Origin of the sequence: Campylobacter iguaniorum, from assembly GCF_000736415.1 — a bacterium.
In the GTDB taxonomy this organism is placed as follows: domain Bacteria; phylum Campylobacterota; class Campylobacteria; order Campylobacterales; family Campylobacteraceae; genus Campylobacter; species Campylobacter iguaniorum.
The window spans coordinates 824,901-848,509 of record NZ_CP009043.1 but is presented as its reverse complement, the minus strand read 5'-3'; the positions used below and the strand labels follow the sequence as shown (position 1 = coordinate 848,509).

Sequence of the window (23,609 nt, the reverse complement as noted above, 5' to 3'; positions counted from 1 at the left end):
AGTTTAGCCCTACTTTGATTTTGGTCTAAAAACCTTCATTTTGCTTTCATCAGTATCGATATAAGCTCCACCAATCAGATCTATGCAATACGGAATAGCTGGAAAAATCGGCTCCAAGCACTCCTTTATAGCCTTTGGCTGACCTGGAAGATTTACTATCAAGCTTTTGTCTCTGATACCAGCAGTTTGCCTTGAGAGAATCGCAGTAGGGACGTATTTGAGGCTTGTAGCTCTCATCAGCTCGCCAAATCCTGGCATCATCTTTTGACACACTTGCTGCGTGGCTTCAGGAGTGACATCACGGGGCGCTGGACCTGTGCCGCCAGTAGTCAAGACTAGATCGCAACCAGCGTCACACATATCTTTTAAATTTTGCACTATCAAATCAAACTCATCAGGAATGACCTTGTAGACATACTCACACTCGCTCACTATCCAATCGCTCAAAATCTCTTTTATAGCCACGCCACTTTTGTCCTCATACACTCCACTACTCGCCCTATCGCTAAGCGTCAAAATCCCTATTTTAACTTTCATGGCTCTTCCTTATTAATTCTTTTATTGTCTCTTGATCTATGATTTCATTTTCTAGTAGATATTTAGTTGTGGCTTCTAGCTGGGGCCCTATTTTAGAGACAAACTCCAAAGTTTCGCTCATGCATCTATCAAGCACGGCTTTTATATCATTTACTCCAGCTATTAAATTTAAGTTCATAGCATACTCATTTACATATCTTGTAGCAAGCTCTCTAGCTTTTGCAAGGTCTTTGCTGGAGTTTGTGTAGAGTTCGTTTTTGTAAATTTTAAGTGCTGCGTAACCAACAAGATGGATTTTTATCTTAGATAATAAGGCGCTTTGAGACTCTATAAACTCGCCACTCTTGCTAAATTTATCTTCCAAAAGCGAAATTCTATCAAACTCAACTCCCAAAAACTCAGCCATCAAAGCCTTTGAGCCTTGATAGATAGCTTGAATCTCTTTTTCTTCTTTGCTTAGCTGATGAGCCTTTTTCTTTCCAAACAACACCTTATCGCTCACGGCCTTAAAATCATCTTCGCTTATCTCATTTCTTTTGCATCTAAGAGCATTGATCGCTGCTTCATTGACTAAAGTTGCAAGCCCTGCTGAGCTAAATCCAGTCGTATTTCTAGCTAAATTTTCTATATTTACGCTATGATTTTTATCTTTAAGATATGAAGAAAGTATGGCAAATCTGTCTTTAAGATCTGGCAAACTCAAAAATATACGCCTATCAAACCTTCCACTTCTAAGCAACGCGTCATCCATCATTTCTATCTTGTTTGTCGCAGCAATGACGATAACTCCGCTATTGTCCTCAAATCCATCCATTTCGGTTAGAAGTTGATTGAGCGTAGCTTCTCTCTCGTCACTTCTGCCGCCACCCCTAGCCTTACCCACAGCGTCAATCTCATCGATAAATATTATACTTGGCGCGTAAGCCTTAGCCATAGAAAAAAGCTCTCTAACTCTTTTTGCGCCCATTCCAGCATAAATTTGCACAAAACTTGCACCACTTTGGTAAAAAAATGGCACGTTCGCCTCTCCAGCGACTGCTTTTGCCACAAGAGTTTTACCAACTCCTGGAGGCCCTACCATAAGTACGCCTTTTGGCATTTTGATACCAAATTCTTTATAAGCTTTTGGATTTTTCAAAAAATCAACCACTTCCATTAGCTCTACTTTGACTTCATCTATGCCAGCCACATCGCTAAATTTCACGCTTGAAATAGCTGGAACTACTTCATTTGATACCATAGAGCCAAGCTCTTTTTCCTCTTTTTTGCTTTGAATAGCTTTGCCTTTTGATATAAATTTAAATACAGCAAAACCACCAAAAATAGCCAAAATAAGAAGCAAAATAAAATATAAAAATCCATATCCGCTAGCTGAGTTTATAGCTACTTTTTGACCTAATTCGTTTAAATTTATAGAATCTTTAAGCACAATGAAGTTTTGATTGCCAGCTTTTATGATGATATTTTCATTATCAAGAGTTGCACTTTGGATTGAGTTTGACTGAAGCAAATTATCATATTGCATCAAATTTATATGTTTTGGCGTATTTCTAAGTGCCACAAAAACAAGCAGCAAGCATAAAACAACGCTTACTAATATTATTATATTTTTTGGGCTAAATTTAAGGTTAAATTTGGGCATAGTTATCATCGGCTTTTACCTCGTAATCTTTGATTAAAATCCACTCTTTTCTTATATCGCTTTTTGAGCTTATTTTTATTTTGTTATAAAACTGGTCAAATCCGTCATAAAGTCCGTCATCATCACGTTTTTCGACCAAAATCTCCAAAGGAACTCTGTTTTTCTTCCTAAACTCAAAGTTGTTTAGATAGACTATATTTTTTAAGGTTTTTAGGCGATTTTTGGCAGTTATGCCATCCACGTCTTGCTTCATCGTAGCTGAAACCGTCGCATTTCTTGGGCTATAGATAAAGGCGTGAAGATGAGTTAATGGGAATTTTTTAAAATTTTCTAATGCCTCTTCCCATATCTCTTCACTCTCTCCAGGATGCCCCACGATATAATCAGTCCCAAGAGCAAATCCAATCTCGCTAAGTTCATTAAAAAGCTCAATATCTTTAAACGCCCTATTTCGCCTTTTCATTATCGTAAGCATCTTTTGGCTTGTGTGCTGAAGAGCTATGTGAAGATGACGCTCTAGCCAAGGCTCTTTTAAGATCTCTTTGAAACTCTCATCTATCTGGCTTGGCTCAATGCTACCAAGTCTTATGCGTTTTATACCTTTTATACTTCCTAGTTTTTGCAAAAGTTTACCAAGACTTGAATTATTACTCTGCCCGTAACTTCCTATATTTGTACCAGTTAAAACTATCTCATTGTAGCCATTATTTGCTAAGATTTTGGCTTCATTTAAAATAACTTCTTCATCTATGCTTCTACTTTTTCCTCTTACGCTTGGGATAATGCAGTAACTACAAGCAAAGTTGCACCCCTCTTGGATTTTGATAAAGGCTTTTGTGTGATTTTCATAGTCGCTTACTATATTTTTATCGATGAAATTTAGATCTCCAAGCTCATAAAATGGGGCTTGTGAAGCTAGAAAACTATCGATTTTTGATTTATGACTAGCTCCAAGCACTCCAAATACTGAGCTTTTTTTAAACAGCTCTTCGCCCTTGCTCACTGCTCCACAACCAGTCAAAATAACCTTTTTACCGCTATTTTTCATGTGATTTATATACGTTCTAGCGCCACTATCTGCGCCATTTGTGACAGTGCATGAATTTACTACTATCACGTCAGCCTCAAACTCATCATTTACTATAACTGCGTTTTTGACATAGCTTTTCATAAGCTGGGTATCATAAATATTTGTTCTACAACCAAAAGTTTTAAAATATACTTTCAATATAAAAGTTCCTTGCTAATATCTGGTATTTCTTGGGGTTGTTTCTTTTGCCCAAAAAATAGAGTTTGGGTCGGATAAGCTATTTTGATATCATCTTCTAAATTTAAAGCTTCGATTATTTCAGCACTTATAGTGCTTCTTAGAGCCAAAGCTGCGTAAGAGTTCGTCATATACCAAACACTTATATTTATACCATAAGGCTCAAAAAAACTATAAATCCTTGGCTCAACATTTGGATTTTTTATACTGTATTGATCTCTTAGCTTATTCATTTGTTGTTTTGCTATGTCTGTGTAGCCTTTTGAGTATTTTCTGGTTATATTTTTGATGATATACATTGCTTTTTTGTGGTTACTATCAAAGCTTAGCATGATGTCAATTCCATCCCAAACAGTCTTCATACCGCTATGAGTGTAATTGGCGATGAGCTCTGTAAAAATATAGTTATTTGGTATGAAAACTATCCTACCACTACGCCTATTTGTAAGATAGGTAGTAAGCGTGATATCTTCATAAATAGTCATTCTAAGTAAGCTTATATCGATGATATCGCCGACATAATCGCTGTTTTGATATCTTACGCGGATTCTATCTCCCACGTGGAAAGTACCGCCAAAAATAATAACACTCCAGCCAAGCAGACTCATAAACATATCTTTCATCGCAATGGCAAGACCAGCTGAAGCAAAACCCAAGATAGTCACCATATAGCTTACATTTTCGATATAAGCAAAAAGCAAAACAAAGATGATAATGGTGAAATTTATTACGTTTATAAATTTATTTACAGTGTAAAATCTTTGGTTGTCAGTGATGTATTTTTTGGCTATAAATTTACACAAAAATCCTATTAAAATAACCACAATTATTGTTAGAATAATGGCAAAAGTCTGTTTGATCTGGTCTTTTACTTCGACACTTGCTCTATTTATGGCTTCATCAAGCTTTTTTTGATAGACACCAAAAGTGGTAGTGGCTATATCTTTTGCTATTTGAAACTCACTTATCTCTCTTCTAGTTTCATTAAGGCTGGAGAGATTTTCCATGCTTTGATTTACGTCATATAGCTCTTTTTGGGCTATCTCTTTTTGTCTGAAAACCTCCAAAGCATCTTCAAGCTTCAAAAGCCTACTCTTATACTCTTCTTTCTCATTTTTTAGGCGTTTTATATATGAAAAACCAGATATCAAAGCCACTGGATTTGTGATTTTAGGGAATTCATCTATCTCTGGGACGACTAGCATATTTTGAAACGGGGACTTTTCATACTCTTTTAAAAGCTCGATTTGCTCTGTGAGGCTTGAGCTTTTGTTTTTTAGATCATCAATTTTTTCTATATCTTTTTTGTTTGTATTTTGGATTTCGTTTTGGATATCATCTAGCTGGATTAGCAAATTTTGATACGTGTTGTAATTAGCGTAGCGAATTAGCCAAATGTTGTTTTTTACCTGTGAATCATAGTTTATAATTTTTGCATTTAAGTCATTTATCTTTTGTTCTTGGCTTATATTTGACTCGCCAAAGAGTAATAAATTTATGATAAAAACAGCTAAAAACGCAACTAATTTTTTCATTTAAACATCCTTAAAACGTCCAAAACAATATCTTTATCTATATCATTTTTAAGGGCAAAATTTCCTATTTTATTTGGCAATATAAATTTGATTTTGTTATTTCCACTTTTTTTATCCAAGAAAAACGCATCATAAAACGCCTCTTCATCTTCTATCTTGTAGTTTATTGGCAGACCAAATTTAACTAGCGTATTTTTAATACTTTCAAGCTCAAATTTATCTATCAAGCCAAGCTTAAGGGCTAAATGATTTGCCATATTCATACCCACTGCGACTGCTTCACCGTGCAAAAATTTAGTATATTTTGTCTGCATTTCTATGACATGAGCGAAAGTATGGCCGTAATTTAGCACAGCTCTAACTCCAGCTTCTTTTTCATCTTTGCTTACGACACCAGCTTTTAGGCTGACGCATTTTGCAATGATTGTTTTTATATTCTCATTATCATTTATATCGCATTTTTGCATAAAATCAAAAAACTCTTTATCAAACATAACTGCCATTTTTAACGCTTCCGCAAGCCCAGCACTAAACTCTCTAGCTGGCAGAGAGCGTAAAAATTTAGTCTCGCAATAAACTGCTTTTGGCTGATAAAACGTACCGATTAGATTTTTGCCAAATTTATTATTTACTCCAGTTTTGCCACCCACGCTAGCATCGACTTGAGCTAGAAGAGTTGTCGGGATATTGATGAAGTTTATCCCACGCTCATAAATACTCGCCGCAAATCCAGTCATATCGCTGATAACCCCGCCACCAAGAGCGATAAGTGTGCTGTTTCGCTCTAGTCTACTTACAAAAAGTTCTTCTAAAATTTTCTCTATTGTTGCTAAATTTTTATACTGTTCGCCATCAGGAATACTCACGGTAAAAATCTCATCAGCTTTGATTAAATTTAGCACTTCTTTTAGATAAAGCCCACCGACTTTTGAGTTTGTCACGACTGCTACTTTGCCCTTAAACTCAAGGCTTTTTAGCTCATCTATGAATACGCTATAACCATTATCTTTTAAATTTATATCAATTTTCATAATTCATCCTTTTTATAATTATTTTATCAAAAAAACATTTAAAATAAAGAGTAATTGTATAAAAACAATCCAAATAAAACTTACGAATTTATAGCGTATATCTTTTTTCTTTGGCTTGAACTTCCGATATTTAGTGCTTTTCTGTATTTTGTGATAGTTCTTCTGACGATTTTTATGCCAAAATCTTTTTCTATGCAAGCAAGTATCGCCTCATCGCTGAGTGGTTTTTGGTGGTTTTCTTGTTTGATTAGGTTTTTTACAAAATCCTTTATGGCTGCGTTTGAGATATCTTCACTGGCTGCTGCTGCAAAGAAGTTTTTGAGTGCGACAATTCCACGCGAACAGCTAAGAAATTTATTTTGTATGGCTCTGCTTATGGTAGAAGGATTTCTGCCAAGATCTCCTGCTATGTCTTTGAGTTTCATTGGCTTGATATCTCCACCCAAAAAATAATCATACTGATACTCGATTATCATAAGCCCGATTTTGTAAAGCGTGGCCTTTCTCATCTCAAGAGCGTCTATGAGATCGCGAGCTTCTTTGATCCTAGAGCTGACAAACTCGCATTTTTCATCAATGCCCTCAGTATCAATGAGGATTTCTGGGTAAAACTCATCATTCACCTTGACTTCCACGCCCTCATCTGTGGTGAAAACGTAAATATCAGGCGTAACTTGAGCTTCATCTTCTAGGTATTCCACAGCTGGTGGATTTTTGAATTTTTTAATTATTTTAAGTGCGTTTTCGTAGTTTTTTTGCTTTGTATATTTTGATAAATTTTCAAAATCATTTATCATATCTTTTGCTAAAGTATAAATTTCATCATCATCACAAAGCTCATCAAGCTGGAATAAAAAACTCTCTTTATAATCCTTTGCCCCCACGCCAATTGGCTCAAGATAAGCAAATCTTTTTCTTATTTTTTCCACATCTTTAGCATCAAATTTGGCTAAAATTTCATCATTATACTCAAAATAACCTTCGCTATTTATGCACTCTATAATGGCATTTGCTATATCTTTTGATTTTTGAGTTGGAAAAAGTGGTTTGTCTATTTGAGAATAGAGTTTTTCGTATAAGCTACACTCATAAACGCTCATTTGCTCGATTCTGTCGCTTACGTGGTTGCTATAAAACTCATTATAAAAGTTTTTTGAATGGTGAGGTTTGTCTATTTCGATTTTAGCAAATGGATTGTCTTTGATAAATGGCTCTAAAGTATCTTTAAGCTCATCACTACTGGCTTGCAATATAGGAAGCCAGCTACGTAATGTCTGATTTAGTTTAGCTTTTTGGGTTACTTTTTGAGCTAGTTTCATCAGTCTAGGAGTTTAAACTCCTCTCCAAGATAATGCGTCCTAACAAGCTTGTTATTTGCTACTTCATTAGCGCTTCCGCTAGCAAGCAAGCTTCCGTTTTTGATGACATAGGCTCGGTCGCATATAGCTAGGGTTTCTCTGACATTGTGATCTGTTATCAAAACGCCGATATTTAGGTTTTTAAGGTCGTTTATAATGCTTTGTATATCAGCCACTGCTATTGGATCTACTCCAGCAAACGGCTCATCAAGAAGTAGAAATTTAGGCTTTATCACAAGGCTTCTTGCTATCTCACATCTCCTTCTTTCTCCACCACTTAGGCTAAGTCCAAGGCGACTTCGAATCGGCTCGATGTTTAGCAAATTTAGCATTTCATTGACTTTTTGGTCTATATCTTTTTGGTCGCTATAAAATATCTCAGCAGCTAGGCTTAAATTTTCTTCTACACTAAGGTCTTTAAAAACGCTACTTTCTTGTGGCAAATATCCGATGCCTTGGCGTGCTCTTTTGTGAAGTGGCATGTTAGATATATCTTGTTCATCTAAAAATATCTTTCCATTTGTCGCAGATATAAGCCCACAAATCATATAAAATGTCGTGGTTTTTCCAGCTCCATTTGGCCCAAGTAGACCGACGACCTCGCCACTTTTCACATTTAGCGAAATATCATTTATAATCTTTGTTTTTTTTATGATTTTTTCTAGGTTTTTAACTTCTAATTTATGCAAAACTCACCTCATAAATTCGTTTATTTGTAGCATTTGTTATCTTGATCATGCAAGTAGGAATGCTGTATTTTTTAAGCATTTTAATAAGCTCATCATCGCCCCATTCTACGATATGAAGCCCGTCTTCAAAGAGATTTTCAAACAAGCCATTTTTTTTCAGCCCTTCAAAGCCATCTTGATAAATATCATAATGATATATATCTCCATAGTTTTGCATCACACTAAAAGTCGGCGAAGTAACATTTTCATTCATTCCGTGGCTTTTTACTATGGCTTTTGTAAGCGTGGTTTTTCCACTTGCTAAGTCACCTTGCAAGATTATCACGCCAGATTTAGGCAATCTCTCTACAAGCAAATTTAGCTGCGATAGCTCTAGTTCAAATCGCTCTGACATAAATACCCTGCTCACTTTTTGGGATAGTTTTAAGCACAGGAAGCTCAAGAACTTCATAGCTAACTTCTTTTGATATAAATTTGATAGTGATTATATCGCCTATTTTGACCTCTTTGCTAGGTTTTGCGACAGTAGAGTTTATGCTTACAACCCCACTTTTGCACATATCTTCGCTTACTGCTCTTCTTTTTGTTATATTTACGGTGTTTAAAAATTTATCTATTCTCATGTTATAATAATAGCCAAATTTGGCTGAATTTAGCATTTTATGGTAATAAATTTGGGTATTTAAAATTGATTTTTTGATTTTGTATTTTCCCTTCATTTAAGAAGGGAATAAGAATTAAATTATTTCTTTTTAGCGCATTTAGAAGTGCCACAACCGATTTTAGCTACAGCATCTTTTAGGTTTTTGCCTACTTTAAATTTAACAGCTTTTTTAGCTGGAACTTTTATTTCTTTGCCTGTGCTTGGAACTTTAGCTGTTCTAGCAGCTCTTTCAGTTACACCAAATGTACCAAAACCAACAAAAGTTACGCTATCGCCTTTTGTTAGAACTTCACTTATACTCTCAAGAAATCCATCAAGTGCAAGTTCAGTATCTTTTTTAGTTAGACCAGCTTTAGAAGCTACTAGGCTTACAAATTCTGTTTTTGTCATTTTAAATCCTTTACTTAAAAATTTTACAATTCGTATTCTACATTATTTTTAAACATTATTCAAGTAATTTAAACAATATTTTGCCATAAATTCTTAAAAAGAAGCAATTATATCTACATTTTTAGAGAATTTCATCTATTATTTTCTTAGAGCCGTCTTTTAAAATAGTTTTTTCAAGCCCTCTAGACATTTTTTCAAGATCTAAATTTAGCAAATTTTGCATAAAATCTTGAGTATTTATCTCGCCTTGCTTATAAATTTGAGCCAGTCCAAGCTCTTCTAAAAACTTGGCATTGAAATACTGATGATTTTTCGCAGCGTATGGATATGGGATAAAAATAGCTGGCAAAGAGTTCGCACAAAGCTCCCACAAACTACTAGCTCCAGATCTGCTAATAGCAAGATCAGCTTCTTGCATATAGTTTTGTATATCTTTGCTAAAGTCAAAAATAGTGGCGTTTATGCCTAGTTTTTCGTAGCTTTCTTTCACGCTCTCTAGCTCTTTTTTTCCACATTGATGAATGATTTTTATGCCATTTTTATCTAAATTTGGAGCTAAATTTAGAGCTAAAGAGTTTATAAAACTAGCACCTTGCGAACCACCTAAAAATAGTATAGTTTTTAGATTTTGCCTGATTCTAGCACTGTCAAAAAACTTATCGCTCACTGGATAACTATATGGATTTTTACTATATGAGCTAAAAAATTTAGTACAAAATGGTTTGAGAAGCAAATTTAGCCTTCCGCACACTGCATTTTGCTCGTGGATGTAAAGTTTTTTACCAAACAAAATAGCAGCTATTGAAGCTGGAGCTGAGCTGTAGCCACCCACACTTATGACCTTTTGAACGCCATGTTTTTTAAATACTCTCTTGCAAGCAAATGCTAATTTGATGATATTTATAAGTGATGAGAGTTTTTGAAATCCGCTTTTATTTACCACGCCGCTACTTGGTAAAAAATACTTAAACCTGAAGCCCTCATCATGCTCAAACCACATCTTATCTTGACCGCCACTAGATCCGATAAAAACGACTTCTAAGCCTCTATCTTTTAGCTCTTTTGCAAGAGTTTTTGCGATCGCCAAATGACCGCCAGTGCCACCACCACTTACTACTATCATGATAAATCCGCCTTTTTGCTTATCATTAAAACCATACCGATGCCTATACAAAGAGCTAAAATCGAGCTACCACCATAGCTTAAAAATGGCACCGCGATACCTTTAATAGGCGTGATAGAAGTGATGCCATAAGAGTTCATCAAAAACGCCAAAGTCACGATAGCGCCGATTCCTAAAGAAAATAGATGATAAACTTTATTTTCACTCCTTGCAGAGATTTTAAGTATTCTATATATCACACTTAGCATAAGCATAGTAATGACAAAAATCCCCACAAATCCAACCTCTTCAGCTATGCCAGCAAGCACGAAATCCGTATGAACCTCACTCAAAAATCCAAGCTTAAATGTACCATTTCCAAGCCCTACCCCAAAAAATCCACCATGATAAATGGCATTTAGTGAGTGGGTTATCTGATATGGCTCTTCAGCGTCGCTCACTCTCATAAACTCAGCCATATTGGCTGGAAGTATGGATAAAAAGAAGTCTTGGTTTGTCACCCACCAAGACTGAAAACGCCTGATTCTGTGCGGCTGAGATATGATAGCAAGGACAACCAAAACCATACCAGCTACTCCAATAATTCCAAAAAATTTCTTGCTAGTACCAGCAAATGTCGCAAGTATCATAAGCACGAGGGTTAAAACAACTACTTGTCCAAGGTCTTTTTGTAAAATAGCAATAAGAAAAACAGCCATACCAAAAAGTATAAAATACGGAAAAAGTATCTTAAACTCATCTTTTAGCCTCTTTTTATTACTATCTATTTTCCTTGAAAAGCTCCACGCTAGGAAAAACACGAAACCGATCTTAAAAAACTCAACAGGCGATAAAGAAATACCACCAAGCCTGATCCAACGCTTAGCACCACCAGTTACTGGCACTATGGAAGCAGGCAAAAATTGCATCACAATCATAAGTATAAATGAGCTAAAAAACAGTCCAAATCCAAGCACTTCAAATGTCGTAAGAGAGCCTAAAATCTGGCGATTTGGATCTAGCCTAGATATAGCCCAAATGATAAGAACTCCAGCCATTCCTATAATGAATTGTCTTATAAAAAAATGATAACTTTGGTAGTCAAAATACAGCACAGTAAATGCCGGCAACGACAAAGAAAATATAATACCGATTGCTATAAGCGCTGCGCAAGTGTAAAAAAGTTTGGTATCACAAAACAAGTTGAGCCTTTTTAAATTTAACGGCTTGGATTATACTTAAATTTGGCTTTTATAAGGATAAAAGATAAATTTTAGAGATAATTTTATTTTATAAATTTATAAATACCAAATTTAATTACTCGCTCAGATCTTCGGCGACTTTGGCAGCGAGTTTTAGCTTTTCACTATCAAAATGAGTATAAATCCTGCTTGTATTTAGACTAGCGTGACCAAGAGCTTCTTGGACTAAGACTAGGTCTTTTTGCTTTTTGTAAAGCATAGTAGCAAACGTATGGCGGAGCATGTGAGCGCCGTTTTTTTCTTTGCGAATTCCAGCTTTAAACAAAATCTGCTCCACAATGCGGCTTATGTAGGCTTGAGTGAGTTTTGTGCCTTTGTGATTAACAAAAAGATATCCATCTTGATTGATATAGTTTATCGCGATGTTTTGCAAATGCTCTTCGATGAGATGTTTTTTTATCATCACGACACGGTATTTGTTGCCTTTGCCACGAATCCTGATGATAAACAAATCACCATCTTCGCTCAAATCTTTTCTTTTTAAATTTAGCGCTTCGCTGACTCTAATGCCTGTAAAAATGATGATTTTGACGATTAATTTGTTGCGGTTTGAGTTTTGTTTGAAATCGGCTTCTTCTATAGCTTTTAAAAACTGCTTAACCTCATCTTCGCTCATAAACTCAGGCAATTTTTGACCCCTAGCACCACTCACGCCACCCCAGTTTTTTAGCTCGATTTCAAAAAGATGAGCCTTGCCGTCTTCTTCATTTTGTTTTTCGACAAACTCAAAAAAATTTATCACAGCTATGCGGTAATTTTTTTTGCTTGCGTCGCTGAGATTTCCAGTCGTGCTAGCTAGAACTTCGCTGATAAGCTCTTCATCTATCTGCGTCAAGCTCTCAAGCTCGTAAAATTTCAAAACTTCAAAAACTTTTTTAAGTGGATTAAAATACGTGTTAATACCAGTAAGCCCTGCGTTTCTAGCCTTTTTGACAAGTCCGTCAAGCTCATCAATGTTGCTCACGCCTTTTGTAAGGGCAAAATTCACGCTAGCTAAGGCTGCGCCGTCTTTTAGCTCTTTGTTTGATAATGAGTTTAGCTTGTATTTGACAAATCTTGTAAGCCAAAATAAAAATGAGCTTTCAAAGCTGTCTTTGCAGTCAAGTTTGTATTTCATGAGTTTCTTTAAATTTGGATAAATTTAAAGCCCAAATTTAGCATTAAAGCCAAATTTGGACTATATAAATTTAGTTATTTGTTCTACCGTTTTTGCCAGCAATGATGAATCTAAGGGCATTTAGCTTAATAAAGCCGTTTGCGTCTTTTTGATCATACACGCTGTCTTCTTCAAATGTGCAGTAAGCTTCGTTGAAGAGATTATCTGTTTTGCTATCTCTGCCGATGATGATGACATTGCCTTTGTATAGCTCGACTCTTACTGTGCCATTTACGTGTTTTTGGCTCTCATCGATTGCGGCTTGAAGCATTTTGCGCTCCGGAGAGAACCAATATCCATTATAAACTAAACTAGCATATTTTGGCATTAGCTCGTCCTTTAAGTGAGCTGCTTCTCTATCAAGAGTAATGCTCTCGATGGCTCTGTGGGCTTTTAGCATGATTGTGCCGCCTGGAGTTTCGTAGCAGCCACGGCTCTTCATACCGACGTAGCGGTTTTCTACTATATCAAGACGACCTATGCCGTGTTTTGCACCAAGGCGATTTAACTCAGTTAGCATTTCAGCTGGGCTTAATTTTTTGCCATTTAGTGCGACTGGATCACCGTTTTTGTACTCGATTTCGATTATTTCGCTCTCATCTGGAGCGTTTTTAGGGCTTACACTCCATCTCCACATATCATCTTCTGGAGCGTGATTTGGATCTTCTAGCACAAGACCTTCATAAGATATGTGAAGTAAATTTGCGTCCATTGAATATGGCGATTTACCTTTTTTTTTGCTTATATCGATGCCATTTTTCTCAGCGTAAGCAAGCAATTTTTCGCGTGAGTTTAAATCCCATTCTCTCCAAGGAGCGATGACTTTTATATTTGGATTTAGAGCGTAAGCACCGATTTCAAATCTCACTTGGTCATTTCCCTTACCTGTAGCCCCATGGCTCACGCAGTCTGCACCAGTGGCTTTTGCTATTTCTACAAGCCTTTTTGCTATCAGTGGTCTTGCGATAGATGTGCCTAGCAAGTACTCGCCCTCATAAATCGCATTTGCTCTAAACATAGGAAATACAAAATCTCTTACAAACTCTTCACGCAAATCTTCGATGAAGATATTTTCTGGTTTAATTCCTAAATTTATAGCTTTTTTACGAGCTGGCTCGACCTCTTCGCCTTGACCGATGTCAGCTGTGAAAGTCACAACCTCGCATTTGTACTCATCTTGAAGCCATTTTAAAATAATACTTGTATCAAGTCCGCCGCTATAGGCCAAAACTACTTTTTTAACATCTTGTTTTTGCATTGTCCACCTTCTTTGAGTTTAAAAATTTCTTGCGATTTTATCTAAATTTATATAAAGAGTTTCTAAATAAGTAAATTTGATAAATAATTTGTATAAATTTTACAAATCATCAAAAAACCCTTGACAAATCCAAAAAAAAATTATATAATTTCGGCTCATTTTAGCAATGGGGTATAGCCAAGCGGTAAGGCAACTGGTTTTGGTCCAGTCATTCAGAGGTTCGAATCCTCTTACCCCATCCAGCTTTAATGTTCTGCTATTTTATACACCTATCGCGAGATAGAGCAGTGGTAGCTCGTCGGGCTCATAACCCGAAGGTCGGGGGTTCAAGTCCCTCTCTCGCAACCAAATCAAATATTGATTTTATCACACTTTGCTTAGTTGTTAAAAATAAATAGAGGGCTTCTTATATTCAAACCAAAGGAACATAAAAGGAACTTTTCTTAACAATTAAATACAACTCTAGCACCTTATGCTAAATTTGTCCATTATGGCACAAAGCCCAATATGATCAAAGTAAAAAAAGCTAAAGCCTTAGCATGGAATAGTTCGGGGTACCCCACAAGTGGTGCTTTAGTGGGTGGTGGCGGGCGGACTGGTTCGCGTGGCACAAAAGCATTCGCAAGGAAGGTAAATCATCCAGGCACTAAAGCTCAGCCATATTTAGAGAATGCTTTGGATAGATATTTGAGTAGTGGAGGATTTACAAGGGCTAAAACTGCCCTTGCTAGAGATGTAAAAAGTAAGGTTATAAGCGATATTAAAAAGGCTTTTAAATTATAAAATTTACACAAAAGACTTTTTATCTTGCAGATGAGCCAACAAAGAAACGATACAAATTATCGTTTAGGCTTGGCGAACCAAGTCGGTGTAAATTTGGGTGTGTGACCCAAAATTTGCTCTTATATACTCCAAAGCATCGATGAAAGTTCCACTAAATTTATGCCCATTTGATAATACTTCAAAGTCGCAAATCTCGTAAAATTCTTTATATTCTTTTGCTTCTTCTATATCTTCTTATTGTGGGGTTAAGATATCAAATACTTGTGCTATTTTTCCATCTATTACAGATGTTATAGGTGAAATTATTTTAAGCCCTTTTTGCTTTATCTTTATCATAGTTAGAAACTTCTATAAACCACTCTATGCCCAAATACTCTATATTAAATTTACAATTTTCCATTTTATCACCTCTTTTTTATCATATACCGATCTTCTTTTAAAGTAATCAAACGCCTCTTTTTTGTTCTCGTTTGGCTTATAGCAGGTCACTATCTCATTACCATTAAAAACCATAAAATACCCATTGTCACTAAAGGTATTTATATATCTGTTGTCTTTATTCGGAGCAGTTGTATTTATAGAGTTTAGAGCTTTTACTATATTTTCCACACTACTTTCTTTGTGCTTTTTGGCTATGTGGGTATTGTTATTTTTTAAAACTCTTTCTACCCCAGTCTTATCTATATGTTTTACTACTTCATCTTTATTTAATGGACTTGTATTATTCATCAAGACGCCATCTATCTGCTCACTATCTATCCACGCAGGCACAAGCTCAGTGCGACATCTAAAATGATATGGTGGCAAACCAAAGTTACTTGGAAGCATTTTACCTAAAAACGGCTCGTTTCTCCAAATAGCTGCAGATTTTTTCTCGCTTTCAGTTTGTATAATTAACCCTTTTTATGGTAAAATCACAAAATATTTACACAAATTTGGAGCTGTAATGAAAAATTTTAGTTTTACTGATTTGTCTGATTGCGAATTTTTTCCGCACATAGTAATTTTTTTAATTTCAGCACTAATATGGTTTGCATTTTTGTTTATAGATATTTTAAAAGCGATATTTAAAGCACCCAAAAAAAGACAAACTTATAAAAGAGCTTAGAAAACAATCTAACAAATGTAAGATTTGAGATATTAGAAAAAGGTGTTAAAAAATAATGGGGTTGAGCTAAGAGATATCAAAGGCTCACATCATCAATTTAGCAATGGTAAATTATTAATAACATTGCCATATCATAAGCCTATGAAAATATTTTATGTAAAACTAGTATTAAACGCTATAAAAGGATAAAAATGCAAGATTTAGAATATTATTTAAATTTGCCATATAAAATAGAAATTACAAAAATATCAGACAGTGAAGGCGGTGGGTATTGTGCTACAATGCCAGATTTTAAGGGCGTAGCGTTATTTTATGGTGATGGCGAAACTAAAAAGAAAGCTTTAGATAAGCTTGATTTAGCTTTTAGGCTTATGCTTGAAACTTTGATTAAAGATAAGAGTTATATTCCACTTCCTGCTAGTTCGGATACAAAAGTAAGAATAAACATAACCTTACCTAAAAGCCTAATAGAATCTATAGACAAAATCACAAAAAACAGATCGCAGTTTTTGGCTGAAAGTGCAAATTTAAGGCTTAGTAGCCTTTGATTTTACTAAATTAATCCTTTGTGTTATAATTATTTATGCTTGAGCTATTAGGAAGTATTTTTGTAATATGCTTTGTTTTTATTTTCAAAATAATATATCATTTTCAAACCACTTTTAAATGTTTTGCATATAGATTTTAGGCCTAAATTTAAAGCAAAATATGATACCTTTTTAGATATTATGTCTTTCGCTGGACTTAAATACGCTTTAAAAAGCCTATTTGATAAAAAACATTAATCTTATTTAATTCTAGCTTTTATTCTTAAAATGATAACTATGAAGATATTTCTTATACTTACTAATAAATTTAGGTAAGAATTAGTATAATTTTTCTTACTTTATAGAAAGGTATGGGAAATTTTTCCTAGAGAAAATAGTATATTTATAACATTTAATTTGAAATTACAAGGGAAAGTATATTTCCCAAACACTTTCAAACAATGATATAATGGGTTTTAATAATAAAATAAACAATGGTGCCCAAGGTCGGACTCGAACCGACACACGGTTGCCCGTACAAGATTTTGAGTCTAGCGCGTCTACCAGTTTCACCACTTGGGCATAAAAATAAGAAATTGGATTATACAAGAAGATAGATTAAATTTCCTTTAATCTATCTTTACAAATGCCAATTATTTTTTAGCACATTTTGAAGATTTGCAACTCTTTGCTGCAACTGCGTCTTTTAAGTTTTTACCAACTTTAAATTTGACAGACTTTGAAGCGGCTGTTTTGTATGTCTTATCACTGCCTGGGATTTTGCCCTCTCTGGCTGCTTTTTCAACAACATTAAAAGAGCCAAATCCGATGAAACTGACATCTTTTCCAGCACATAAAGATTCGCAGATTGAGTCTACGACGCTATTTACAGCGACTGACGCATCTTTTTTTGTAAGACCGGCTTTTTTAGCAACTAAATCAATAAAATCAGCTTTTTTCATATTTTATCCTTTATGAAAGAATTATGTTAGCATCATTTTACAACTATTTGGGATTTTTTACAATACTTTTTTAGTGTATACAATATATTTTTAATATAATTATTCAAAAATATCAAAAATTATTTCATTTCTTAGCTTTTTTTGAATAATTTTATTGATCTTTAATTTTTTTATATTTAAGTTATAAAATTCATCAATAGTTTGGACTTTGTTTATAGCCAATTCTCTTAGCAATATGCCACGATATGCTTTTGCGAAATGGCTCACAACCTTGCCATTTTTTAAAAATTTCACAGTCAAAAATGGCTTTTTTATAGTGTAAAATTTTTCATAAAAACCAGCTCTAAGATCGATTATATCTTCATTTTCAAGCATTTTATCAAGCTCATCACTAAAGTTTTGTTTGTAAAAGTCATCAAAGACAAAATCTGGTAGATTTTCACCCTGCTTGAGCTTGTAATCAACAATAAAATTTTTTGCCAAAATCGACCCATATAAATTTGAAAAAATGAGTGTATTTTCATCTATGTAGCTTTGTGCGTTCTCATCTAAACTTCTGTATTTTAGGTATTCATAAGCTACGCCGTTATAACGCAAAATGGCCTTCATAAGAGGTTTTGAGAAGATATCATTAGAGTAGTATTTGACCTCTTCATCTTTTTTTAAGCCAAAAAGTTTTGAAAGCTCATCAAAAGATGCATTTTGCAAAAAATCATTAAATTTATGTAAAGCCAAAACTCTTTTTTCATATAAATTTGGAAAAATGAGTGAGCTTTTATCAAATTTAAGCTCGTCTCCTCCAGCAATCTTGGTTTCGCTTGGTGAAAAGAGAATTTTCATTTTAAAATCTCATCAAAGGCTTCTTTTAGGACTTTGTATTGCTCATAAAATGGAACTCCATGAATCCTTGTGTAGCCTATGGTCGTTATAAAGTTTGTATCCCTACTCCACCTTGGAACCAAATGATAATGTATATGCTCAGCTATCCCAGCCCCAGCCGCAGCTCCAAGATTCATACCAATATTTACGCCATTTGCGTGGAGTTTGTCCTTTAAAACCCCTACCCCAAGCCTTACAAAATGGCTCATTTCTTGCCAAATTTGCTCATCTAAGCTTTCTATATTATCAGTGTGAAGATATGGAATCACCATAAACTCGCCAAGCGTGTAAGGGTAACGGTTCATCACGCCAAAGCAGTTTTGGGCTCTAAAAAGTATGAAATTCTCATCATTATTTCCGTCTTGCATTTGGCAAAATACGCAACCATCAGTTTTATTACTGAAATATTCAGATCTCCATGGGGCAAATTCGTGTTTCATATTTGACCTTTTATGTTTTTTACAGCCTCATAAATGCTACTTTGTCTCATAAAATGCTCTCCTATCAAAAACGCATCAACGCCGATTTTATTCAGCCTTATGAGGTCTTCATGTGAGCTAAGTCCACTTTCTGCGACTATGATTTTGTCTTTTGCAATAAGTGGAATAAGCCTATCTGAAAGGCTCATATCCATTTTAAAAGTTTGCAAATTTCTATGATTTATGCCTATGATATTTGCTCCAGCGAAGGTAGCTTTTTCCAAGTCTTCTTCATCGTGGATCTCAAACAAAACCTCCAAACTAAGGCTTTTTGCATACTCAAAAAGCGATTTTAGCTCATCTTTTGACAAGGCTTTTGCTATAAGCAAGACAAAATCAGCACCATAAACTCTAGCCTCAGCAATTTGGTAGTTATCTATGATGAAATCTTTTCTAAGAATCGGGGTTTTTGTGTATCTTCTAATGAGCCCAAGATACTCTAAATCGCCCTTAAAATAAAATGGCTCTGTAAGCACTGAAAAGGCGCTCGCTCCAGCTTTTTCATACTCTAAAGCAATGCTAAGTGGATCAAAATCTTTCCTTATAATGCCCTTACTTGGGCTTGCTTTTTTGACTTCAGCTATGATATTTAGTTCTCCATTTTTGCTTTTAAGGCTAGCTAGCACGTCTCTTGGCTGATACGCACCTAAAAGCCCTATTTCAAGGAGCCTAAATGGCAATTTTTCTTTTTTTATTTCAAGTTCAAATTTGGTTTTAGATATTATCTCATCAAGTATCATTTTTTGCCTTTTATGAGGCATTTGTCTATCTTGATTTTATGCTCTAATGCCTCGTTTGTATTCATAAATTTAATATCATCTTTGACTTTATCCATCCATATTTTAGCCTCTTTACAATCTCCAAGCTTATAATATCCCCAAGCAACTGAGTCGATGATAAAAGGCGAGTTTGGATCGATTTCATAGGCTTTTTTGACAAGCTCAAGACCTTTTTTGATATCGATTTCATGGTCGATTAGCAAGTATCCATAATAATTTAAATAAACTGGATTATTTGTAAGTTTCATAGTATCTTCAAAAAGTTTTATGACTATAGCAAGCTCAAATTTGCTTATTTCTTTGCCATATTGCTCGTATTTATAAATCGCCATTTTTGCGATATAATCAGGATTTTTAGTGATATTATAAATCTTGGTAGCCATATTATATGCATTTTGATACTCGCCAAGCTCGGCATAAATCTCAGCCAAAGCCATGTCGTTGAATTCATACTTTTCAAGCAGTATTTTAGCTGCTAAAAGATCTTTTTTATATACCAAAATCTCAAGCGCCCTTTGCAGAAATTTAACCTCTTTAAACTCATTATATAGTTTTTCATATAGCTCAACCATCAAATTTAACTCACCAGCTGATGAGTATAAATTTAAAAGTGCAAAGCATACCGGCTTTGAGCATTCATTTTCTTTGATCCAATTTTCAAGATATTTGATCGCATCATTTTGTCTGTCTAGTTTATTATCCAAAATATCTGCTAGTTTTAGCACATTTTCTTCATTTGGGTCTAGATCATAGGCTATTTTCAACTCTTTTAAAGCCATTTTTGGCTTGTTATCAAGCAGATAAATCGTGCCTAAAATAGAGTGGTTTATGCTATTTTGTCCCTCTTTGACTAGAAGAGTTTTAGCTAGCTGCTTAGCTTCATCTATTTGAGATGAATAAATATAATATCCTATTTCCATTCTATAGATATCAAAGTCATTTTTTATAGATTTATTTGCTTCTTTTATAAATTCTTCTAGCTTTTCATCTCTATTTACAAAGGCGATTTTTAAGGCTTCTTTGAGATAAGCACTATCTTTTGTTATTTTATATAATTCATAAAATTTATTTAACGCCTCTTTATTTTTACTCTCATCAAGCATATAAAATGCCTCTAAAGTATCAGAATAAAGCGTGGAATTCACATCTATATTATCATAAATTTGAACTTTGTTCGCATCTATATTTTGTTTGAGCGAGCAACCAGATAAAAAAAGAGCAAGCACTAAAGTTGCTTTACACCAATACATTCTTTCTCCAATTCATTATAATTTTTCTTAAAATAGTTCCAAAACGGAAAGGTCTTGCATTGCTTTGGTCTATACTCGTAGATACCGCAGTTTAGGTCTTTTTCATTGAAAAATACACAAGCAAAGCCGCCATTATACTCTTTTTCTTTTAAACTAAATCTTACTCCAACTTGATAAGTAAAAATGCTCTTAAAATTTGCGATATCAAGATCAAGATAACGACTTAATTTACTCATTTCATCTTCATCAATCCAGATATAACCATTCTCGCCAGTACAACACTTCCCACCACAACTCTGGCACTTTTGCGGGTCAAAACAATAAGAAAATCCATCTTCTTTTAGCATTTATAAATCTCACTTTTAGTATTTGATTTTGCAAAAATTTCACTAGCTTCTTTGCCGTAATTCTCACCATCAAACATAACCAAACTTGGCAATATTTCGCATTTTGATTTTGAGCTTTTTTTGGCTTCAAAAAGAGCAAGTTTGGATGCGCTATTAGCTTTTGCATGGACAAATCTAAGCTTTGTTAGGTTAAACTTAAACTCACAAAGTCCTTGCATAACCTCACAAATCCGCCTTGCATCATAACAAAAATAAAAGCTTCCTTTTGGCTTTATGATAGCATTCACACTTCTAAGCATATCCCTAAGATCAAGGCTCTGGCTGTATCTGCTTAAGTTTATATGCTCATTTTGGCTTTTTGGTATATCGTCGCTGTAAAATGGCGGATTTGAAACCACAATGTCAAATTTAATCTCACTTTTAAACTCATTAAAATTAGCACAAATAGTCGTCACATCAAGGTTGTTTTGCTTAGCGTTAAATTTGGTTATTTGGGTATTTATCGCTTGAATATCAAGGCCAGTAAGAGCGATATTTTTAAAATCATTTTTGAGAAGCAATCCCAAAATCCCGCACCCGCACCCAGCGTCAAGGACATTTCCACTAAGCCTATTTTTGCTTATAAAATCATATAAAAACAAGGTGTCGCTGTTGTAGCGATACCCATTTTCAAGCTGGTATAAAATCATTTATAAACTTTTAAACCAAATCCATAGCCATTTTTGACAAAAATAGTTTGATTTGAGTAAGATAAATTTGCCCCATTACCAAATTTATCCAAAATCACCTTGCGCGCTAGTTTTAAGGCGTCTTTGCTGGATTTAAAGTTTTGCAAATTTATATTTATAAGATCACTATTTTCAGAGCTTAAATACTCAAATTTAGCCACAACTGGAGTTATTTCATAAAAGTATTTTTCATCATATTTTTTAAATAGTTCATTAAGCTTTTTCTCGCAAGCCGTGCTTAGTTTACCCCCAGATAAATCATCGCAAACCATCTCAAAAACAAGCTTTTTATCTTCTATATTAAAGCTATTTTTTAGGATTAATTCCTCTTGATTTTTGATATCGCTTATCCTATTTTCATAGTATTTTATTAGCAAATCGCCGTTTTGTTTGGCTCTTTTTTTCTCTTCATCAACTAGTTTTTTTGCCTCATTATCAAAAGAGTTAAGCCTATTTTTTAGCTCTTCATTTTGTGATTTTAGATTTGTGATAGTGGAGTTTAAAATCTCATAATTTTGCCCTGTTTTTGGATCTAGTTTTGCATTTTTTATCTCATTTATTTTTTGGTTTAAAGAGAGTATTTGGCTATCTTTTGCACCCAAATTTGACTTTAGCTCATCAACTTCTTTTTGAAGATTTTTGCTCTTTTTATCTTCGGCATTTTTCAAAGACATTGCCTTGATTTTCAGCTCTTCAAGGGATTTTGAGTATTCTTCATCTTTTTTTGATATTTCTACTTTAAACTTAGATTCCAAAGCTGAAATTTGATCTTTCAAACTTCCTATTGTAGCATTTTGTTCAAAAATTATTCTATTGTAGTCATTCTGGACTTTTTGGATTATATTTTGAGTTATCTCTTTTTGCTCCTTTTGGACGCTTAATTTTGCAGATTCTAGCCCTCTTTGAGAGCTTACTTTATATTCTTCATACTCTTTTTTAAGCTTCAAAAACTCGCCACTTTTGGCATTTAACTCATCCAAATACTCTTTTTTTTGTGCCAAGATTGTGTTTTTTAGCTCATTTAACTCTTTTGCATTTTTGTTTTGAAGCTCGATAATCTCATTTGTATGAGCTGCTAAGAGATCATTTAGCTTATTTGAGTCTTCAAAATTTATCTGTTTTAGCAGATCCATTTTTGATTTTTGGTCTAAAATTTGAGCTTCTAGCTTTGAAATTTGAGCTTTCATAGACTCTTTTAAAGCCTTTATTTCTTCGTTTAGATAGCGATTTTTCTCAGCCAAAGCAGAGCTATTCATACGCTCATCTCTGGTAGCATTTATAAGCCTATCATCGAAGCTAAGGCTTGTTTCTTTTAGCTTGTTTTTGTAGTTATCAAGCTCATTTTGTAGTGCGACGACCTTAGCTTCATACGATTTGATATTGGAAATATTTTCTTTTTGAAGGTCATTTATCTTTTTGGTTAGATCATTTATGTTTTTGTAGTGCTGGTTTTCAGCGTCATTCATATCTTCTAAATTTTTTGAAATAACAAGCTTTTTCTCATCGTCAAATGCTGTTTTTTGCTCCCTAAATTTATTTAGCATAGCCCAGTTTTTGCCAATAAGTTCAGCATTATCTTCAAACAACAACCTATTTTTTTGCCTTAGTGTCTCAATCATAGCTTTAAGCTCATTGATATCACCATTTATCGGCTCTCCACTGCTTACTAGCTCTTTTTCATAGCTAGAAACAGTGAAATACTGACCAAATTTGTCAAGCTCATCTTTGCTTATATATCTGTCTTGTTCGTCTGCTGGTAGGTTTTCAAATTTAAGATATAGATTATTTGAGCTATTTTTGCTCTGCGACTCATTGCATCCAGTAAGCAAAATCCCACCAATAATAAGTAAATTTGAAACTACCTTTTTCACAAACA

Annotated in this window: 26 protein-coding genes and 3 tRNA genes; 5 read left to right on the top strand and 24 right to left on the bottom strand. The window is 34.4% G+C overall.

From position 1 onward, the window contains the following. Positions 1 to 9: 9 nt before the first annotated feature. The 14 genes from mog to CIG1485E_RS04155 form a co-directional block, all read right to left on the bottom strand. Entirely contained in the window at positions 10 to 537 is a 528-nt protein-coding gene (gene mog / locus CIG1485E_RS04220; RefSeq protein ID WP_038454058.1) for a molybdopterin adenylyltransferase, read from the bottom strand. Next, on the bottom strand, positions 527 to 2,188 hold the full coding sequence (locus CIG1485E_RS04215) for an AAA family ATPase (RefSeq protein WP_081867134.1): 1,662 nt from the start codon (positions 2,186 to 2,188) through the stop codon (positions 527 to 529). The genes mog and CIG1485E_RS04215 overlap by 11 nt, the downstream gene beginning before the upstream one ends. Further along, a complete protein-coding gene (gene mtaB / locus CIG1485E_RS04210) occupies positions 2,166 to 3,410 on the bottom strand; it encodes a tRNA (N(6)-L-threonylcarbamoyladenosine(37)-C(2))-methylthiotransferase MtaB (protein ID WP_265182802.1) in 1,245 nt (414 codons plus the stop codon). Before mtaB ends, CIG1485E_RS04215 begins: the two co-directional genes overlap by 23 nt. Continuing rightward, positions 3,404 to 4,981: a mechanosensitive ion channel family protein gene (locus CIG1485E_RS04205; RefSeq protein WP_038454054.1), complete on the bottom strand. Its 1,578-nt coding sequence runs from the start codon at positions 4,979 to 4,981 to the stop codon at positions 3,404 to 3,406. Before CIG1485E_RS04205 ends, mtaB begins: the two co-directional genes overlap by 7 nt. After that, positions 4,978 to 6,012, bottom strand: coding sequence for a 3-dehydroquinate synthase (gene aroB / locus CIG1485E_RS04200; protein ID WP_038454052.1), 1,035 nt, complete (start codon positions 6,010 to 6,012; stop codon positions 4,978 to 4,980). The genes CIG1485E_RS04205 and aroB overlap by 4 nt, the downstream gene beginning before the upstream one ends. A gap of 80 nt (positions 6,013 to 6,092) precedes the next feature. Further along, a complete protein-coding gene (locus CIG1485E_RS04195) occupies positions 6,093 to 7,331 on the bottom strand; it encodes an RNA polymerase factor sigma-54 (protein WP_038454051.1) in 1,239 nt (412 codons plus the stop codon). Next, a complete protein-coding gene (gene lptB / locus CIG1485E_RS04190; RefSeq protein WP_038454048.1) occupies positions 7,331 to 8,059 on the bottom strand; it encodes an LPS export ABC transporter ATP-binding protein in 729 nt (242 codons plus the stop codon). The genes CIG1485E_RS04195 and lptB overlap by 1 nt, the downstream gene beginning before the upstream one ends. Then, positions 8,052 to 8,453 carry a tRNA (adenosine(37)-N6)-threonylcarbamoyltransferase complex ATPase subunit type 1 TsaE gene (gene tsaE, locus CIG1485E_RS04185; RefSeq protein ID WP_038454046.1) on the bottom strand — a complete coding sequence of 134 codons (402 nt, stop codon included), beginning with the start codon at positions 8,451 to 8,453 and terminating at the stop codon, positions 8,052 to 8,054. Before tsaE ends, lptB begins: the two co-directional genes overlap by 8 nt. Beyond that, entirely contained in the window at positions 8,437 to 8,682 is a 246-nt protein-coding gene (locus CIG1485E_RS04180; protein WP_038455569.1) for an RNA-binding S4 domain-containing protein, read from the bottom strand. Before CIG1485E_RS04180 ends, tsaE begins: the two co-directional genes overlap by 17 nt. A gap of 119 nt (positions 8,683 to 8,801) precedes the next feature. After that, positions 8,802 to 9,113 (bottom strand): HU family DNA-binding protein, encoded by a 312-nt coding sequence (locus tag CIG1485E_RS04175; RefSeq protein ID WP_038454044.1) that lies wholly within the window; start codon positions 9,111 to 9,113, stop codon positions 8,802 to 8,804. Between the two features lie 121 nt (positions 9,114 to 9,234). Next, positions 9,235 to 10,236, bottom strand: a complete 1,002-nt coding sequence (gene murG / locus CIG1485E_RS04170; RefSeq protein ID WP_038454041.1) for an undecaprenyldiphospho-muramoylpentapeptide beta-N-acetylglucosaminyltransferase — start codon at positions 10,234 to 10,236, stop codon at positions 9,235 to 9,237. Next, positions 10,233 to 11,417: an FtsW/RodA/SpoVE family cell cycle protein gene (locus CIG1485E_RS04165; protein ID WP_038454039.1), complete on the bottom strand. Its 1,185-nt coding sequence runs from the start codon at positions 11,415 to 11,417 to the stop codon at positions 10,233 to 10,235. Before CIG1485E_RS04165 ends, murG begins: the two co-directional genes overlap by 4 nt. Before the next feature lie 115 nt (positions 11,418 to 11,532). After that, positions 11,533 to 12,594, bottom strand: coding sequence for a tyrosine-type recombinase/integrase (locus tag CIG1485E_RS04160; protein ID WP_038454037.1), 1,062 nt, complete (start codon positions 12,592 to 12,594; stop codon positions 11,533 to 11,535). 70 nt (positions 12,595 to 12,664) lie between these two features. Further along, positions 12,665 to 13,891, bottom strand: a complete 1,227-nt coding sequence (locus CIG1485E_RS04155) for an argininosuccinate synthase (protein WP_038454035.1) — start codon at positions 13,889 to 13,891, stop codon at positions 12,665 to 12,667. Positions 13,892 to 14,058: 167 nt separating this feature from the next. Between CIG1485E_RS04155 and CIG1485E_RS04150 the strand changes: the two genes are divergently transcribed. From CIG1485E_RS04150 to CIG1485E_RS04140, 3 genes are all read left to right on the top strand, one after another. Then, positions 14,059 to 14,133, top strand: a tRNA-Gln gene (locus CIG1485E_RS04150). A gap of 31 nt (positions 14,134 to 14,164) precedes the next feature. Next, positions 14,165 to 14,239: transfer RNA gene (locus CIG1485E_RS04145), tRNA-Met, on the top strand. Between the two features lie 159 nt (positions 14,240 to 14,398). Next, a complete protein-coding gene (locus CIG1485E_RS04140; RefSeq protein WP_038454033.1) occupies positions 14,399 to 14,674 on the top strand; it encodes a hypothetical protein in 276 nt (91 codons plus the stop codon). A gap of 375 nt (positions 14,675 to 15,049) precedes the next feature. Here the strand turns inward: CIG1485E_RS04140 and CIG1485E_RS04135 are convergent, their stop codons facing one another. After that, a complete protein-coding gene (locus tag CIG1485E_RS04135) occupies positions 15,050 to 15,502 on the bottom strand; it encodes a hypothetical protein (RefSeq protein WP_051870917.1) in 453 nt (150 codons plus the stop codon). A 322-nt stretch (positions 15,503 to 15,824) separates the two neighbouring features. Here CIG1485E_RS04135 and CIG1485E_RS09340 point away from each other — a divergent pair, with 322 nt between their 5' ends. Together CIG1485E_RS09340 and CIG1485E_RS04125 are read left to right on the top strand one after the other, a co-directional pair. Next, the gene (locus CIG1485E_RS09340) at positions 15,825 to 15,971 is read left to right on the top strand and encodes a type II toxin-antitoxin system HicA family toxin (RefSeq protein WP_235183861.1); all 147 of its coding nucleotides are present in this window, start codon (positions 15,825 to 15,827) and stop codon (positions 15,969 to 15,971) included. 2 nt (positions 15,972 to 15,973) lie between these two features. Further along, positions 15,974 to 16,330, top strand: coding sequence for a type II toxin-antitoxin system HicB family antitoxin (locus CIG1485E_RS04125; protein WP_038454031.1), 357 nt, complete (start codon positions 15,974 to 15,976; stop codon positions 16,328 to 16,330). 474 nt (positions 16,331 to 16,804) lie between these two features. Here CIG1485E_RS04125 and CIG1485E_RS04120 read toward each other — a convergent pair. From CIG1485E_RS04120 to CIG1485E_RS04080, 9 genes are all read right to left on the bottom strand, one after another. Continuing rightward, positions 16,805 to 16,891, bottom strand: a tRNA-Leu gene (locus CIG1485E_RS04120). Between the two features lie 71 nt (positions 16,892 to 16,962). Continuing rightward, complete coding sequence (locus CIG1485E_RS04115) at positions 16,963 to 17,271, bottom strand: HU family DNA-binding protein (RefSeq protein WP_038454029.1); 309 nt, start codon at positions 17,269 to 17,271, stop codon at positions 16,963 to 16,965. 99 nt (positions 17,272 to 17,370) lie between these two features. Then, a complete protein-coding gene (locus tag CIG1485E_RS04110; RefSeq protein WP_038454026.1) occupies positions 17,371 to 18,111 on the bottom strand; it encodes a YaaA family protein in 741 nt (246 codons plus the stop codon). Next, on the bottom strand, positions 18,108 to 18,590 hold the full coding sequence (locus CIG1485E_RS04105) for an HIT family protein (RefSeq protein ID WP_038454023.1): 483 nt from the start codon (positions 18,588 to 18,590) through the stop codon (positions 18,108 to 18,110). The genes CIG1485E_RS04110 and CIG1485E_RS04105 overlap by 4 nt, the downstream gene beginning before the upstream one ends. Beyond that, positions 18,587 to 19,369: an indole-3-glycerol phosphate synthase TrpC gene (gene trpC / locus CIG1485E_RS04100; protein ID WP_038454020.1), complete on the bottom strand. Its 783-nt coding sequence runs from the start codon at positions 19,367 to 19,369 to the stop codon at positions 18,587 to 18,589. Before trpC ends, CIG1485E_RS04105 begins: the two co-directional genes overlap by 4 nt. Further along, positions 19,366 to 20,658: a tetratricopeptide repeat protein gene (locus CIG1485E_RS04095; protein WP_051870916.1), complete on the bottom strand. Its 1,293-nt coding sequence runs from the start codon at positions 20,656 to 20,658 to the stop codon at positions 19,366 to 19,368. The genes trpC and CIG1485E_RS04095 overlap by 4 nt, the downstream gene beginning before the upstream one ends. Then, positions 20,634 to 21,005 (bottom strand): YkgJ family cysteine cluster protein, encoded by a 372-nt coding sequence (locus tag CIG1485E_RS04090; RefSeq protein ID WP_038454016.1) that lies wholly within the window; start codon positions 21,003 to 21,005, stop codon positions 20,634 to 20,636. Before CIG1485E_RS04090 ends, CIG1485E_RS04095 begins: the two co-directional genes overlap by 25 nt. Then, entirely contained in the window at positions 20,999 to 21,694 is a 696-nt protein-coding gene (locus CIG1485E_RS04085; RefSeq protein ID WP_038454013.1) for a tRNA1(Val) (adenine(37)-N6)-methyltransferase, read from the bottom strand. Before CIG1485E_RS04085 ends, CIG1485E_RS04090 begins: the two co-directional genes overlap by 7 nt. Beyond that, positions 21,691 to 23,604, bottom strand: a complete 1,914-nt coding sequence (locus CIG1485E_RS04080; protein ID WP_038454010.1) for a GumC domain-containing protein — start codon at positions 23,602 to 23,604, stop codon at positions 21,691 to 21,693. The genes CIG1485E_RS04085 and CIG1485E_RS04080 overlap by 4 nt, the downstream gene beginning before the upstream one ends. Between the last annotated feature and the right edge of the window lie 5 nt (positions 23,605 to 23,609).